Origin of the sequence: Bacillus sp. DB-2, from assembly GCF_003315125.1 — a bacterium.
GTDB classification, from domain to species: domain Bacteria; phylum Bacillota; class Bacilli; order Bacillales; family Bacillaceae_G; genus Bacillus_A; species Bacillus_A mycoides.
Window position 1 is genome coordinate 145500 of sequence record NZ_QNRN01000010.1, and the last position, 16496, is coordinate 161995.

The 16496-nt window shown below is 32.6% G+C and carries 10 protein-coding genes; 6 read left to right on the forward strand and 4 right to left on the reverse strand.

Annotated elements, in window-relative coordinates:
* Positions 1-41 precede the first annotated feature (41 nt).
* From DET63_RS18215 to DET63_RS18225, 3 genes are all read right to left on the reverse strand, one after another.
* The gene (locus DET63_RS18215; protein ID WP_113937403.1) at positions 42-3539 is read right to left on the reverse strand and encodes a DNA translocase FtsK; all 3498 of its coding nucleotides are present in this window, start codon (positions 3537-3539) and stop codon (positions 42-44) included.
* Positions 3540-3556: 17 nt separating this feature from the next.
* Positions 3557-3949, reverse strand: a complete 393-nt coding sequence (locus tag DET63_RS18220; RefSeq protein WP_016096937.1) for a hypothetical protein — start codon at positions 3947-3949, stop codon at positions 3557-3559.
* A gap of 189 nt (positions 3950-4138) precedes the next feature.
* Positions 4139-5422, reverse strand: coding sequence for a replication-relaxation family protein (locus DET63_RS18225; protein ID WP_078205621.1), 1284 nt, complete (start codon positions 5420-5422; stop codon positions 4139-4141).
* Between the two features lie 1545 nt (positions 5423-6967).
* On the opposite strand from DET63_RS18225, the gene DET63_RS18240 reads away from it, so the two are divergent.
* Both DET63_RS18240 and DET63_RS18245 read left to right on the forward strand, forming a co-directional pair.
* Positions 6968-7381: a hypothetical protein gene (locus DET63_RS18240; RefSeq protein WP_078205620.1), complete on the forward strand. Its 414-nt coding sequence runs from the start codon at positions 6968-6970 to the stop codon at positions 7379-7381.
* A gap of 14 nt (positions 7382-7395) precedes the next feature.
* Positions 7396-8850: an FtsZ/tubulin family protein gene (locus DET63_RS18245; protein ID WP_002069458.1), complete on the forward strand. Its 1455-nt coding sequence runs from the start codon at positions 7396-7398 to the stop codon at positions 8848-8850.
* Positions 8851-8884: 34 nt separating this feature from the next.
* On the opposite strand, the gene DET63_RS18250 is transcribed toward DET63_RS18245, so the two are convergent.
* Positions 8885-9625, reverse strand: coding sequence for a MerR family transcriptional regulator (locus tag DET63_RS18250; RefSeq protein WP_113937404.1), 741 nt, complete (start codon positions 9623-9625; stop codon positions 8885-8887).
* 2086 nt (positions 9626-11711) lie between these two features.
* Here DET63_RS18250 and DET63_RS18255 point away from each other — a divergent pair.
* The 4 genes from DET63_RS18255 to DET63_RS18270 all read left to right on the forward strand — a co-directional run bounded on the left by DET63_RS18255 (position 11712) and on the right by DET63_RS18270 (position 16484).
* Positions 11712-12845 (forward strand): hypothetical protein, encoded by a 1134-nt coding sequence (locus DET63_RS18255; RefSeq protein WP_113937405.1) that lies wholly within the window; start codon positions 11712-11714, stop codon positions 12843-12845.
* A 706-nt stretch (positions 12846-13551) separates the two neighbouring features.
* Positions 13552-14505, forward strand: coding sequence for a hypothetical protein (locus DET63_RS18260; protein ID WP_113937406.1), 954 nt, complete (start codon positions 13552-13554; stop codon positions 14503-14505).
* 19 nt (positions 14506-14524) lie between these two features.
* A complete protein-coding gene (locus tag DET63_RS18265; RefSeq protein ID WP_113937407.1) occupies positions 14525-16018 on the forward strand; it encodes a CpaE/TadZ family protein in 1494 nt (497 codons plus the stop codon).
* A 16-nt stretch (positions 16019-16034) separates the two neighbouring features.
* Positions 16035-16484 carry a hypothetical protein gene (locus tag DET63_RS18270; protein WP_113937408.1) on the forward strand — a complete coding sequence of 150 codons (450 nt, stop codon included), beginning with the start codon at positions 16035-16037 and terminating at the stop codon, positions 16482-16484.
* Positions 16485-16496: the final 12 nt, after the last annotated feature.

Genomic DNA, 16496 nt, shown 5'->3' on the forward strand with positions numbered 1-16496 from the left:
TATTTTATCATATTTTAGGTAGTATGGGTTCTATGAAATTATCAATTAAAAAACTCGTCTAATTCTTTGCTCATCACGTTAGATGTATTTTTCTTAGGTTGTTCATTTCTATATGACAGTGGCTGTGCACCACTATACTTATTTTTCTGTTGAGCCTTGAGGCGTTCTTGACGTTCTTTATAGGTCATACGGCTATACTCTTGTTGCTCTTCAGTGTTTTTTGTGTTTTCTACCATGTTTTTTTCTAAGTTTTTATGAACAGTAGCACTAATTGATTCGTAAACTTTTGCAACTTCGTCATCTAGTTTGTTTTCTTCTGTAAAATCTACTGCTTCTATAACTGGAATCAGCTTTTCACCAATATCTGTTTCTGATTCTTCCGCTATTTGCAGTGTATTTACTTCTTCTTGTAACTCTTCTTGGAATGGTTCGGTTCTAACTGAAAGCTCCGTCTCAATTGAAGCATCTGTGTTCCACTCTTGTTCCATTATAGAAATGGATAAACCTTTGTTAAGTTCGGCCACATCCATATCTATTTCATAGGAATCTACTATATCCTCTGGCTTTAGCTCAATTACTTCCTTGATTATTTCTTCAACTACCTCTTCATGTATTTCAGGTGTTACACATTCCAACTTTTGTTGCGTGTCTATGTCATTTAAGACTCCATGACGTTGTAAGGCATCTAGTAAGCGTGAGGCACGTGTAGAACCAATATTAAATTTATCCTGCAATGCCGATAGGGAAGCCGCCCTGGACTGCTTCACAAAAATTACAACATCATCATATAAGATATCTTTAAAAAAGCTTGTCTCTTCAAGCGCGGCCTCCTTGTCTTCGCTTGGAATGGCTACTTCTTGAGGAATACTTTTATCGGGATTTGTTTCGTACAAGACGGTAGAATTTATATCAGACGCCTCTGGCGATAGTGGACTACTATTGTCTTTTGAAATTAGAACTTTACGAGGTTCTTTTCCTGTATAGGAGCTGACAACTAGATTTTGTTCTAACTTCTCAATTAATCGCGCTGTCTTCATATAGCCAATCCTAAATTTTCTTTGCAGCAGGGATGGTGAAACTTGCTGTGATTCAATTACGAAGCTTTTAATCTCTTCATATAGAGAAGTGTCCTCTTCATCTTTCTCGTTGTGGCTTGTCTGTTGTTCATTAGCAATGGATGTATTTGATACAACTATATCTTCGACTTCTTTTGTTTCAGGTTCAGATTTATTCTCCTTATAATTATCCAATGAGACAATTTGCTGTTGTCCCTCGTCTGTTCCTATAGAATTGTTCTGCTTCATCGTATCAATCTGTATAGGTGGTAATGGTTCTTTTGTTTTCATATTCTCCGCATCTACGTGCCTCATTGGATTTGCTTTAGTAATAGATTCCTTAATTAGAATGAGACGCTCATTTCCCCAATATTGCCCTAGTTTTTCGTCAACTTGAATAATCGCTTTAGCAAACTCTTCTTTGGGTACAAAATTACTTGTGATTTGTTGTACAGGCTGCACATGATTATCTTGTACGATACGAGCAGCACAAATAAATGCACCTTGTGCCATAATATCCCCTGGCGACATAACCACTTCTTTTGTTTTTTGATAGGTTGATCCTAAACGACTAACGGGATTCTCTTGCATAGGAGAAATGCCTTGTTCAGATTCAGATTCTTTAAATTCCTCTTTTTCGCCAAACATGTCAGAGAAAATCTTTGCATCATATGGCGTAACATCTCCAAATATCATTTTGTTACGGAATGAGCCCAGCAAGGTAAACATGTACTGCTCTGTGAAATCGAGAGCTAATTGAGATAGTGTTTGGCTTGCAATTGTCAGGATTACTTTATATTTACGAGATTGTGCAGGGAATTCTTTAAACGGGCGGACAACGTAATCTGGGAATTCATCGACAATTATATGGTGGTATGGTGAAACGTTTGGTTCTCTACGGAATACAGCATTCTGCATACTAAGTAAGACGAATTTTCCTAATACATTAGAAAGGTCTGCCAATTCCCCTTTTGCCGTATTTACTAATAAAATTCCACCTTGTTCTAAATGTACATCAAAATCGAAATCGGATTTACCAAATAAAACTCGTCGTATTAGTACATTCGAAGCAAGGTCTTTTAAAATATTACGTAATCCTTTTACATATTCTTCTTCTCTATCATAATGCATGGGGTGCCCGCGGTATTTCCCTTTTTTATAAACCGCAGGTTCGCCTTGAGAATCTGTTTTTTCTCGAATTGTATTATCAAACCACTCATCTATCCCTTTTATAATTTTATATTCGTTGTTCTGGTCCCGCGAAGCAGCTCCAGTTTGAACAAAATCGTATAACCTTTCCACCTGTACTTTTAACAGTTTATGCATACGATGGACTCGTTCTACATCATCATACATCTCTATCAAGTCGTCGAAGGTTACATCTTTTTGTGGGTTGTGCAGCTTTAATAAATAGATATGTTGCTTAAGATGGTTACGCTGTGCTTGTTCAAAGAATGCATTATTGGATTCAGATAAACCTTGAATAACCATTGCGAAAACCTCTGCTACTTTATCAACTGGTCCACGCAGAATGTTTATGTTTTTTGTATCAGGGTTAGTTGGATCAATATAGTAAACAGAGCTTTCAGGAATTTTGTGTGCTTGTACTAACTTAAATACTTTTTGACATAAATCATTACTCGGTTCAATAACAGTGACACCATTTAAAAACGTCCCTTTTACTTCTTCCATATCATAATCATTTTTTTTATAAGCATTCTCGAACTTATTAATGAAACGTACCATCCAGTGTAAATCTTGATTAATCATTGGAATGATTAAACTAGATGTTTTACCAGAACCAATTGGACCAATAATAATTCCATTTAATGTTCTATCTTTCCCTTTGATACGAACCATTTCTTTATGCTCAATATGAGGACCAATTTCTACATCAGGATATATTTGTTGTTCCTGACTATTAAACCATTTTTGTAACTTGTGGTTTTTGTACTCATATTTTTGTACCCATTTTAAAATTTCTTCCCGGTAACGAACAATATGCCCGCTATACCAAAGAGTAAACAAGATCATAAATACAGTAGGTAAAAACACAAATATCATGGTTAATGTGTGGAAATTCCCCGTTAATACATGGCCTACTGCCTGATATTCACCAAAATTAACATGCGTTGCTTTATCCGTGAGATAAGGGATAACCTTTGCATGGATAGGAGCAGTTGCAAACCATAAGAATTGGATATCAACTGCGATGTGTGAAGCAATTAGAATGAAAAGTTTCCCATTTTTCACATGTAAAGCTGGAATACGGCTGTAGAAACGAAAACTAAATTCTCCTAGAAATAAAGAGAAGAACATTAAGATAAGTGGTACATATGTAATTTCTATAGGATAAGACGGTAGTTCAAATGCATAGTATAGTAACTTTATATAGTTTATTAAACCGACTCCAAAAGAAATAATAAATGCGCTAATTAGTGTAATAGTTGTAAATAAAGGCAACCTTTGCTTAAACGTATTCATAAAGGCTCACCTATTCCTTACAGAAACAGCTGAGCTTTATGGCGGAATGTAAAACGTTCTTGTAACTCTGGATTAAATCGCTCTTTTGACTTTTCTAGAAAGAACTTTGCTGCATCCTCAGTCTGTTTTAAATATAGGTCGATACTAGCTTTTTCACAAAGCTTGTCATATTCTTCTTGAGAAAGTACAGCAATATTCACTTCTATTTTCTTAGCAGTTGCAGTTTCAATCAATACGTCGTACCAATAATAATTAGGCTTACCAGGTATTTGAATATCTTGTAGTGAAACGCTGAACTCCGCACCTTCTTCTGTAATATGTTCAAGTACTAGTTCTGGATTTGCTAATGCCTCTCTCACAGAAAGCACTCCCCCATTGGCTGTTGATGCAGTTGTAAATTGCAAATTCATTTTCATTTTCCACCTTTCTCCAAATAAAAAAAGGCAAGCGACACCCACTGTAAAAACAGCGTGTGTCGCTTGCCTTAATTCATATGTTCTGATTTAATTGTAGTTTTAATTATATGTTCAAACGTTATTCTACCACCTTAAATAATGAAAATCAATAAAATTATATAGTGTTATATAAAAAATAATAGATTAATATAACTCAACAAGTTTACGTCTTTTCGGATGAACGTTATTTGCAGTACGTACCATGATCTGTTCATCCATGTCTATATGGATACTTTTATTTTGGATTGATAGCAGTCGTACATTTTCATAAGTGTCCATCAGAAGAATATCTCTGGGCTTTTCACGTTTAGGATAGATAACTACAAGTGGAACACCGTCATCCCCTTCTCTTCTTGAAAACACGACGTCATCTAATCTAGCGATCATTCGATAATCATTTTCGTTCCCAAAAATAAAGAAGAAATCTTGTATAACGTCTTTGTCTCGCCTATAAGTTCGACGTAGACCGCCATCTATTGGTTCCTTAAATATTTGTACGTTCTCAACAAATGCATAACGCCATTCAGCATCTCCTACTGTACGTTGAGATAAAGGCACAAGAATATCTTGTTCGAAATTTTGGTTGTCATCTTTTCCAAGAATGATATCTGAAATAACGTCTCCAGCATCTTTAAGTGAGCAGACGTACATATTTAGATTAGGTATTGTCATTAAAAGTTCGTGATACTCCCTCATAGAAAATAATAGATTCTTCATACGTACGTATGGTGGTTCTGCTTCTTCTGCAAGGAACATTGATTTGTCGTACATGACAAAAATAACTGAAACATTGTCCTTCGTTTTTTGAGCATATTCTACATACTTGCCTACTTTTTCAACTAAGGTAGAATTGGTTTCTTTACACATATCCATTTCAATATAGATATTTTTATCTTGATATGAAATGTGTTCATCAGGTATCACCGGTAACTGGCCATCCTCAATTTTCATATTTTTCTTCAGGTAATAAGAGCGGATATCTAATTTATATAAAATCTCATTATTTTGTGTCTTCTCTGTAGTAGCTAGTAGAGTACGAACAAGAACCTCACGTGAACATAAAGTGTGAAGTGAATTTATACGTGAATATCTTTTTTTTGAAGCGCCAGGTGGGAGCTTCCCTATCTCTTTTAAGAATTCAATTATTTTCTCTTTCAAGGAAAATAAAGCGCGTTTTGTTATACTGTCATCCCTTTTATCTATTTTTTTAGTTAGGATAGCACCATATTGGGAGTATCGGTCGAGTTTTGTAAATACGCTTGCTTCTGAACATTCCCTCCCCTCAAATGCACTATATAACGTAGTGATTTGACGTGTTGTAAGGGCTCTTTTGTAATATAAAACTGTAAAAACAAATATGTCTGCTTCTTTTAGATGAAAATATTTTTGGGTACCTGGTCGTTTATATTTATACAGTTTCTTGAACATTATATACACCTCGTATCTTAAATTAAACTAAAACTAAATAAGTATCATTTTATATATACTAGTACATCTAAATATTGGTTGTAAAACAAGAAAAAATGAATGAGAGGATTTGCCTTCTAGAGATACCTACTCTTGTACTCCAAAGTTGGGATGATAACTTGCTTTATAAATCTGTAGAAAATTATTGATTTAATGGGATTTACGAGATTGTTCTGATTGTTAGGACGGGGTACTGCTAGATACCTAACAAGCATTCAAAAGAAAAATTACTAATAAAGTGATGTTATACCGCCCTAACAAGACGTAGATAGGAATATTAAGATTTTTATGGATTGAAATTATTCAAGAATTATAAAAAGGATTTTGATAACAAAGAGTGATTTTCTTTCCTCGTTATTAGATTATTAATTTCTTTTTTGTGATTGAGTGTCTACTTCTATTACTGGTTCAGTGCGAGATTCAATTTTTTGTAGGCTTTTCCTTTTGTGTTGAATCATCAATTTACTTAGATGAAAATTAATGTTATTTCTTTCTGAATCAACGGCATGGTATAAATACGTCCATGGGCTCTTTACCTTAATATAGATCCCCATTCACTAAACCATAAAACTACATAATAAATTTTGAGATACCGTCTTTTGTTCATATGAAAATAATGGAGTGAAAATGTCAGAACGATCGAAGTAAATTACTCAATCATTTTAAACTACAAAGTGTTTAAAATGATTGAGTAATTTTGTGGATATGAAATTAACAATCTTCCCTAATAGATTTTTAGGAATGACTGAAATTGATAAGAAATTGGATTCACATGCAGCACCCTTGTTTTTACTGCATACACAGTTGTGCGAATTAATAAAAGAGTTAAGTTAAGTGAAGAAATGCATTAACATAACATTAACAATCCCTTTTCTAACAAGAGATGAATCATGTAAAAGCAAATTGTTAATGAAGGGAAAATGAAGTATGAATTTTTATAGAAACTTAATGGAAGCTTTTAATCAATATAAATAGATGAGTGCAATGTTAATTATTAAAATACAGAACTTTTCCCTCATTATTATATAAGCGGTACATATAATTCTTATACACACAACTTACATGTACCGCTTACTATGTAGTGTTGATGTGAAATTGATATATATAAGAATGGAATTTATTGATATATATAGTGTTTAATGTACGCTGTATATACAAAGTGTATATATAAAATGCACAAGGTTTTGGATTGATAATTTATAAGTTTTATGTCAATAAAATAGAGCTATTTTTTGATATGTTCATTTCATGTAGTCATGATAGTAAATCAATCCTTGTTAAAATGTGAATTACATGAAGTGTGAGATTGATATATCATATATACACTTTATATATACATCGTATATAAGAACCTATGTAAAATAAGAATTTCTTTTATTAAGAGACTTATAAGTTCTATATATAAGTTTTATATATAAGTTTTATATAGAATGACTTGATATACGACGTATAATGATGTACTATGTTTCTAGGAATAATTAACCAATGCTTTAAGGGGGGGACAACTTGAACGAGGTTTTAAGTGAAAAATATCAAACAATCAAGTTTGCAGATGAAGTAGTAAACATGTTTGCTGATATTCTTGAACAAGATGAGATACTATACAGTGTATTTCTATACATAGGAAACGTAGTAAACAAACAATTTCAAGAGACAACATATATGAGGGGCATATCCATTAATGAAATAGTGGAAAATGTAGTTATAGACAGGAGAGTAAAGAAAACAAAAGGAAAATCTTATTCATTAGAAGTTGAACGTACAAATATATCAAGGCGTTCGGCTGAAATAAGTGTGAGTACATTATCATCAATGTCTTTAATTTATGAAAAGACTATGCACCCATATAAATTTTTAATCTTAACTTATAGAGGACAACAAGTACTTATTGAATTAGGAAAAAGAAAAAAAAGTGAATAAGGAGAGATAAAATAATGGCAAAGAACTTTTTGAAGAATGAAGTAGCAGTTAAAATGACGATGATTGGTTTTGGTCAAGCTGGTACTAGAATGGTAGATAAATTTGCGGAATATAAACATACAGACGGAACAGCAGTATATAACTGCTTAGCGCTAAATAGTAATGATGGGGATCTAGCCGAACTAAAAAATGTACCAAAAAGCAATCAAGTTTCACTTAAATTAGGTGGTTTAGGTAAAAACCCTGAGCGTGCGGTAAAGGTTCTTGATTCAAATGATGACGCAAAAGAAAAATTAAAAGAATTTATAACTGAACGTGTAAGACCATCTGATGAACTTGTTTTGTTTTTTGCAGGACTTGGTGGAGGCACAGGAACTTCTACAATCATTAAGGCCATTGAAGAGTTTTCGGCTTTTCATAATAAGCCAGTAATTAGACAAGAATTACAAAAAGTTGCACAGCAATACCCAATGGCTGAAATAAAAGCAAATCAAGCGAAGTTTACGAGAATCGCCTTTGAAAATGCTATTGAACGCAAAGACTTTATAAAAATGGGGATTGTTGTAACACTGCCTGTCCGAGCAGATGGGCCAGATGTATTACGACAAGTAAATAAATTTTCACAGGAGATTTGGAAATTAGCAAATGATAAATCAAAAGGTGTAGCATTTGTAGTATTTGCTGATAACCAGCACTTTTATGATGAATTTAAGAAATTAAATGAAAATGAGAAAAAAGGTATTGCCAATTCACGAGACTATGCAAATCAACGCATTAGTGAGATTATTCATGAGTTAAATACTGCTGCCAATGGATCTGGTACATCTGTAATACTTGATTCTCAAGACTTTAAACGTATTTTACTTGAGAAAACGGGCTGTTTAGTTATTAATAAGGTTTCACGCAATATGAACCAGATAGAAAATAGCCATGCAATTATAGAGATGTTCCAAGAGTCATTAAGAGGAAGCTCATTCCATCCTCCAATTGATTTGATGAAGAAAAATAACGATGGTTCTGTTGAAGCGTCAAGAGTACATCATTTTGGCATGTTGGCTATCTTAGATGAGCAAAAAAACATTGATGATTCCTTTATGGATGATGCTAAAGTAGAAGTTTCAAATAATCTACCTATAAATGGTACCGTTTTTAACGGGTATTTAGTAAGTAAGAATGATTTCTTAGGAAGTGTATATACGTTCTATAAAACTGATGCATTACCATCAAGGTTATCTAAAGGTTTAGTAGAAGAATTTAATGAGTTTAAAGAAAGACAAAGCCAAATTCAGTACACAAAGTCTCAAATTAGTACAATAGAGAATGTAGATGATGATGACGACTTAGGCTTTGCATTTGGAGATTTTATTGATATGGGTAGTGATGAAGAAAATAAAGATGCTGGAGCAAATGAAGATGATGAATTTGCGGATTTCCTAGATCCAGATAAGATGTTCGGTACTACAAAATAAAGAAAAAGTCTGGATAAAGATCCAGACTTTTTTGTTATTCCACAGTATTCATAAGAGATTTTATATAATCAATAATATTATCCTGTATGTACTGCTCAATGAAGAGTTGTTTTCTACCCAAATCTTCCTCTTTTTTAAACCACCCTACTTTTCTAGTACGCTCTTCTCCAGGTTTACTATTCCACAGGCTTTCTGCTTGTTTTCTTAATTCCTGACGTGCTCTATGCTCAATAATGAAATTATCCAGTCTATCTTGGCGTTGGCGTAATTTTATGGTTTCTACATCTTCTGGTTGTGGTAACTGTTTTAGTATATTTTCAACCCTTTCTTCATAATGAGATTCAATATGTTTTATTTTTTCTTCTAACTGCTTAGTTACCATTTTTTCGATAATTTCTGCAGCGGCTTGAAGGTTTAATTCGGTAGATACTTCATTTGTTTGATTCTCTGGTGAAACTGGTCTTAAATCAAACTGGTGTGGTAAAAGGTCAATAATGGCATCTAAAGACCATTTTTCATCTCTTTTTTGTTTTATAAATAGAGCAATTTCAAGATCTAACGTATTATAGAGTTTTTCGTTTGTGTTTTGGGTTCTTAAAGTTTCGTGAAGCCCTTTTTCCTCTAGAATGTTGAACCAATTATAAACAGTATTATGATGACGCCCTACTAGTTTAGAAAATTCAGTTATTCGCCATGCTTTTTCAAAAACAGTATCATTTAATATGTCATCATCATTAGTTTGATGGTCTTGTGATTCGTTTTTTTGGTCAATCACTGTAACTACCTCCTTAAAAATCAACTCATAAACACCCTATTTGTAATTAACATGTAAACTGAAATTGACATGTTAGGCATTAATTCGATAATAATCATGTAAATCCCTACCCGTTCAGTAATTGACATGAAATATAAAATTAACATGCAACCGAATGTTTGTTAACAAAACATTAACTGTTAACACGTAATATGCTTGATTTGTTGATATTACTGTTAACTCTAAGTGTCTAAATGGTAATGTTCTATCGATGAAAATACCTATCTTTTATGTTAGTAAGATTAATGATAGTTGCCATGAGATTAACAAATCATGTCACTTAATATTAATGATAAGGAAATATAGGTGTTTTGTAAATAAGTTATAAGGATATAATTAAAGTATACTATGGAAAAACAAGCATACTAAACTAAGGAATTTAAATTATAATGTATAAAAACTAGAGAAAAAGGTAATAATACTACTACATTAGTATTATTTGGTGAATTTAAATGTACTTAGCGATATAGGATCAGAATCAAGATAAATAAACTGTAAGAGTTAATTCCCACTCTACGCTGCCATTAATGTGAAATGTACGAGTATTTTAATATGGTATAGGATACTTGGTTGGATTTGCATAGTTAATTTAATACTGGTAGCTTTTAAACAACTTAAAGACGTTATTTATCTAACATAAAACGCCTTGTTTTTTAATAAAGGTGAAAATCATCCGATCCAGGGGCGAATCTTGAGTTTGTATTGACATTAACATGGAATGTGACATTGATATGAAATAAATCACACAAGAACAGCCTCTTATCAATGTTAATGTCTTATCAACTAAAATAACCATAGGCGCCTGCTGTATCTATGGTGGTCTTCCATAAAGGGGCACTTTCAACATAGAATGTTCAATAATCGCTTTGATTAATATATAAATAAAATAAATATATAGTGATGGATTTTATAGAACACTTTGATATGAAGGTTAAATATGCTAAAGTTTCCTTTTGATCATCTAAATAAGTCGATCAATACCTTTTCGGTGTTAATTGATTAATTATGTGTGCAAATAACAAAGTGAATAAAGAGAATGAAATTAACATGTTGACCGGTTATTGAGTGATATTGTTAAGAATATCTATATCATTATCATTAACATGAAACTATAATGCTATTAACAAGAGATTGATATTTGAATACGATGCTATACTTGTTGTTAATTTTGTATCAACTAAAAGGACAACTTGTTAAGGGTTTAGTTTTATAGAGTTAAGAGTGAATTTTGAAGCTCCATCGAAGTAGTGTTTATTTAGGTGAAATATATCAAAAATATAATTGAGATTTGTTATAGAGGTTATTAATACACTGAAGTATGTATTGGTTTATAAGTTTTATTGTATTTTGTTAGCTTTTAACTATGGTGCAAGCCTGGGCAGGTTCTATAGGTATTTATAATTCTAGTCATTTAGAAATGTTTCTTATAAGGTTGTTAATGATGTCAAATGAATGTGTGTGTATACTTGTTCTCCGCTGTTAAATATTGATATGAAATCAACATTTAACAGCGCGAATCATATTACATGTTAATGTCAGTTGATATGTTAATGTGAATGCATTCTCTGGAATGAATTTTAATTGTTTACATAACATTAATATGTGAGTTAATTATGTACTAAGTAGTTTTGAAAATCCGGCTGTATATAAGGGTTGAAAGGTTTTGGTGCAAAAACTCTAAAGTTTTTGCAAGTAATCTTCTAAACTTGGACATACTGATAGTGTTACGCTAAAAAAAGTGTGGTTGTTATGGGGAAAGTCTATTCAAATGGAAATGATAGGAAGTCGAACGCATATTATTAACAGTAAGAAGATATCTACGGTACAACTTCTAATTAAATCAATTATAGGTTTTATTTCTTATAAAATTTAAATGAGAAAATGTATTGACATTTTAATTTTATAAAGATAATCTATACATGAATATCAATTGTTTAAGGGTTATATACAAATAAATAAAAATTTGCTAAACGGACACACCGAAGGCGCATTACCTGCCAGCGGTGTGTCTTTTTTGTGTTTTTGGGGAGGGGAGTAAAAGAAGACTATGAATGCGCAAATGGCTTTTTCCCAACAGAACTTTAAGGTTCATGGGGTTAAGTTTTTCGATGGATTATTAAACATCGTGAAACTAGAAAATGAACGAAAAGAATTACCATCTTCAGCTTTAGCTACTTATATCTTGCTTCACTTTGAATGTAATGATATTGGTATGCTACCACGTGAATTTCAAATCATGGATCTTGCTAAGAAAAGTGGGATTCCCTACACAACAATTTATACGGGGTTTCAAGTTTGCTTGGAGCATAGGCTCGTAAAAGAGACACCTGTTGGAAATCGTACTGTATATGAGGTTGTAGATTATGCCTTGTATAACCATACTGCTGCAAAAACTACAGATATATCACTATCATATTTCCGAATTCCATTTCATCTTATTCAAACAACTATACTTAGTAGTCTTGTAAAGGCTCGTGATAACAGAGGGATTATGTTCCTATTAGAATTAATAAATACTTTTTCGAGAAAAATTGGTATGGAGCATTATAAGCACCAGATTCAAGAGTTCGAGATTACAAGAAGAATGGCTTTTTTAAAGGATAAATTGAATCGTAATGCAAAGAAGGTACGACAATACATAGAAATTTTAAAACCAATTGTGCAATTTACAGCAATTGATTCTAAGGAAAAAAAGTCTAGCGACTCTCGCATAGCGCGTGTTAGAAAACAGGTGAAACAAGTCATCATTGAAAAGTTCAATGTGGTATTTTCTTTAAACTGTGTAATTGAGAATGATAAAAAAGATTTACATAGACCAGTAGCGAAATGCAGAAAGGAAGCAGTATCTCGTTTAAAATATATGGGACAATCATTACGAAAGAAAGATCGTGAAAATATGATGATTGCATTTAAACAGGAAATTGTGGACGTTGCTGCATACATGCCAACAAAGGGAAAACAAAACGAATTACTGATTACCGCAATGACTTATGCATTAGATCAGGTTGAAAATTATACGAAAGAGCAAGAAATATTCTCTATTCCTGCATTTATGCGAGTACAATTTAGAGAATCCTGGACTGATTTTACGGAAAAAAGCTTGTCTGTAGAAGAAAGACACGATGTAATGATGAATTATTATAATCAAAATGGTGCCTATCCAGACTTCATAAAATCTTAAAAAATATAGTAAGCAGCAGCCCTTGTTAAAAAATCACATAAAAGCAAGGGTTATTTGGCATGTTCTTTAATTTGAGGACATGTTTTTTTGTTAAGGAAATGTCTTTACCGGCGCTTTTACGTAAATATATAAACAGTTTATGCTGCTTTTGGATACGATTCATTTTGTTTATAATTCGATTCAATACTTGTGGTTATCTTAATACTATATATTAAAACCTGTGAATTCTTAGTAATATGATATTTAGCTTCTTAATTTGTGTTTTTTATGATTCATTACTTGTATGTAATGGGGATAGTACGATATGTAATTTGGTTTAATATAAAAGAACGTATGGTATATAAGGATTCATAAGTACTTGTATTTTCTCTTTATATTTAATAATTGAGTTTAGTTATATATGATTCTTGTATTATTTATATAAAATACTTGAATATATTTTTATTTGAAATATTGTTTTCTTTAGATTAGATACATAAAAAATAAGAAAAATATAAGTGAATATATTAGCATTAGGATTTTTTGAAACTGTTGACTTTTAAAATTCAGAGATGTATTCTTATACATGAACAACAATTTACTAAGAGAAATATACAAATTAATAGATTCATTCTTTAGCTAAACGGACACACCGAAGGCACATAACCTGCCATCGGTGTGTCTTTTTTTATGTATTAATAACATTTGAAAGGGAGAAATCAGAACTATGAATGAAATTGTAAGCATGAGTAAAGAGAGATTTGCAAAGTATTGTGAGGATAATTCAACGTTTGAAGAAAGTATTAGTCGTATCATTAATCATTACTTTTTATTGTTAGGTAACAAAGCTAATATCCTACAAGAAAGGGAGTTTAATAACGAAGTTGAAGAAAAGAAATTTAAGAACAATGTAAAGCGCTTTGAAACTCTATTCCCAGCAGCAGTCAAGAATGCATTTTTAAAAGGATATCAACTATGCCTTGAGTTTGTACATCATCCTGAAACCCATATTCCAGAGGAGCTATATACTGATTCGAATCTTATTAAAGATATTCCTTTTGCTTTAGTTAATGCATCTGAGTTTGAATTATATGAAATCATTCGAACAGATGAAACACAGGAATTTAGTGTATTTGCAATACGAACATTTGAGGGGATTCGTCCATTACTAGAACAAGTATTTTGCGAAATTGCATTTGCTGGCGCTGAATGTACGTTTGAACACGAACGCTTGGAAAAAGGATTGGAACTAGTGAATGGGGATACCACTACTTTAACTAAAGTTCCTGTAGATCACCTTTTTGCAATTACGCCTTCAGTAAATGGAGTTGTTGTGCATGCGGAAGAACATTGTGAGATTTGGAATCTAACTTGGAATAGCGGAGTAACGATAGACAATCCTTTCGTTGAGCTTGCAGAGGTAACATTTATTCATCAAACAAGAGATATGATTCAAAAAAGCATTGAAGATGGTGTTTTATACTACAGAATTCTTTATCTCGATACACCATTAAATGAAATTCAAGATCGACTGGAAATACGAATAAAACTTAATTCTGATTTTGAGGCACCACGACCATTGGAACAAGTTGAAGTGGAGTATATTCTGAATGAGATTTTTGGGAAGATTCATCAACAGGCGCAAATTCCAATTGAAAACATGATTTTAATCCAACGCTAAAAGTTGAAGGAGGTCTACCATGGTCAAAAAAATTGTATTAGCCATCAGTGATACTGTATATACGGCATATTTACGAGAAGATTTTGTTGGCGCGGGATTTGAAGTGGCTGATAGTGATGTGATGCACATAAAATATCTAGATGAAATACTAGATACGGAACAACCCAATATTCTATGTATTAATGATAAGCGATTAAATATTGATGCGGGACAGGAAGATAAACGTGAATTGATTATCTTACAGAAGTTAAGGGATATACGTTTTAATCGAGATATTCGTATTGTAGTTTTTACAGAGCGTGAAAATGATGATGAGTTTTTGGCGAAACTGATTTATCTAGGTATCTATGACATTTTCAACTCTCGTAGAATTGATATTGATAATAAAGTCATCCCGCAGTTGCTACAGGAGTCGGATATTAAGAATGTAGCCGAGATTGTTGGAGCAAGTCAGGCACCGCAACAAACGAAATTACCGGACATTCCTGCTGAGGAAGAAGAGGAAGTGCCAAGTGACTTAGAGGAACGACTCGATGATGAATCTGCCTCTAAGTCAAAAATATTTAAAAACAAACAAAAACGTAAGTCTGTACAAGAGGAAACGGTAAAAGCACCAATAATTAAAAAGCAATATAAATTATCGTTTGAACCTGTATATGAGAAGCAGATTGGTATAGCAATTCCAAGGAAAACAATTGTTGTGGCCAGTATGAATAGGAGAAGTGGAGCTACTTTTGTTTCACATCTCCTAGCTGCCTATTTGAATGAACTACAGATTGATGTGAACTATATAGAGAATTTATACGATGAGGGATATACGTATCCACTATTAAAGGGCTACACAGAAGCACCAGAAAATTATCGCAGTGAGTTCATGTTACAGCGCTATAAAGAGATGTTACAGAAGGAATCCGATATATTATCGATTCCAAAGTGGAAGCAAGGAAAAATAAACTTTATCGTAAAGAATCCTATTGTAGACCAAGAATTAAAAAATGAAACAGAGCAGGATTTTGACCATTTTATTAAGGTCTTATTGGGGAACCAAGAAGCACCTATTTCTATTATTGATGCAGGGAATGATTGGGACAAAGATTTATACCATGAGATATGCGAAATGGCTGATTACATATTCTTTGTAGCGGAGCCAGATCTTCATCAAATGTTAAAGATAGCACACCCTCTTACGCAAAAAGAAAGAAAGTTAGTTTCCTACTTAGCATTAGAGAAAACCAAAGTAATTGGGAATAAATTTTCATCATCATTGTTAAAACACGAGGTAGTGGAAGAATGTTTAGGACAGAAGTTATTAGCAGCTATACCACCTTATGGAATTGAGGATGTATTTGAAGCACAGTTAAATAGTAGCACTTTGCTATCAAGTCGTAACTATTATAGAGAGTTAGAAGGAATAATGAAGAAGATAGCAGAGTTATTACTACCAAATGAATTATTGAACCAGAAGAAAAGCTCCATTTTAAGCGGATTTAGATTCCGAAAGACTGAAAGTTAAGAAGGGATGATATAATATGCAAAAATTTATTATAGGTGCTGCTTCAGTATTATTATTTGTTGGTTGCCTGTTTTTAATGACAGATATGATTATCGGAGATACAACACACTCAGATAATAAGTCTGCTTTAGAGCGTGCTGGAAGTGCAGCAATGGATAAATCCGTAAAAGTTGGTGTTTTACGTGCACAAGAAGAAATTGCTATCGATCCAGAAATTGCAAAGAAAGAATTTGAAGAATCCTATAAACAAAATGCAACATTTAAGGACCCAGCGTCAAAACGTGATTTTTCTGTACATGCTGTACAAGAAAACCCAGCAATGATTGCAGTTGAAGGAGATGCGGAAGCTGCTAGTTATACCAAGCAATTTGATGAAAAGAAAGGTAACATTAAGAGTAACGCAAAACACATATATATTTATGAAGCAGATTCTGATAAAAAGAAAGCTGGAGGAAACGTGAAATAAATAAGAAAAAGT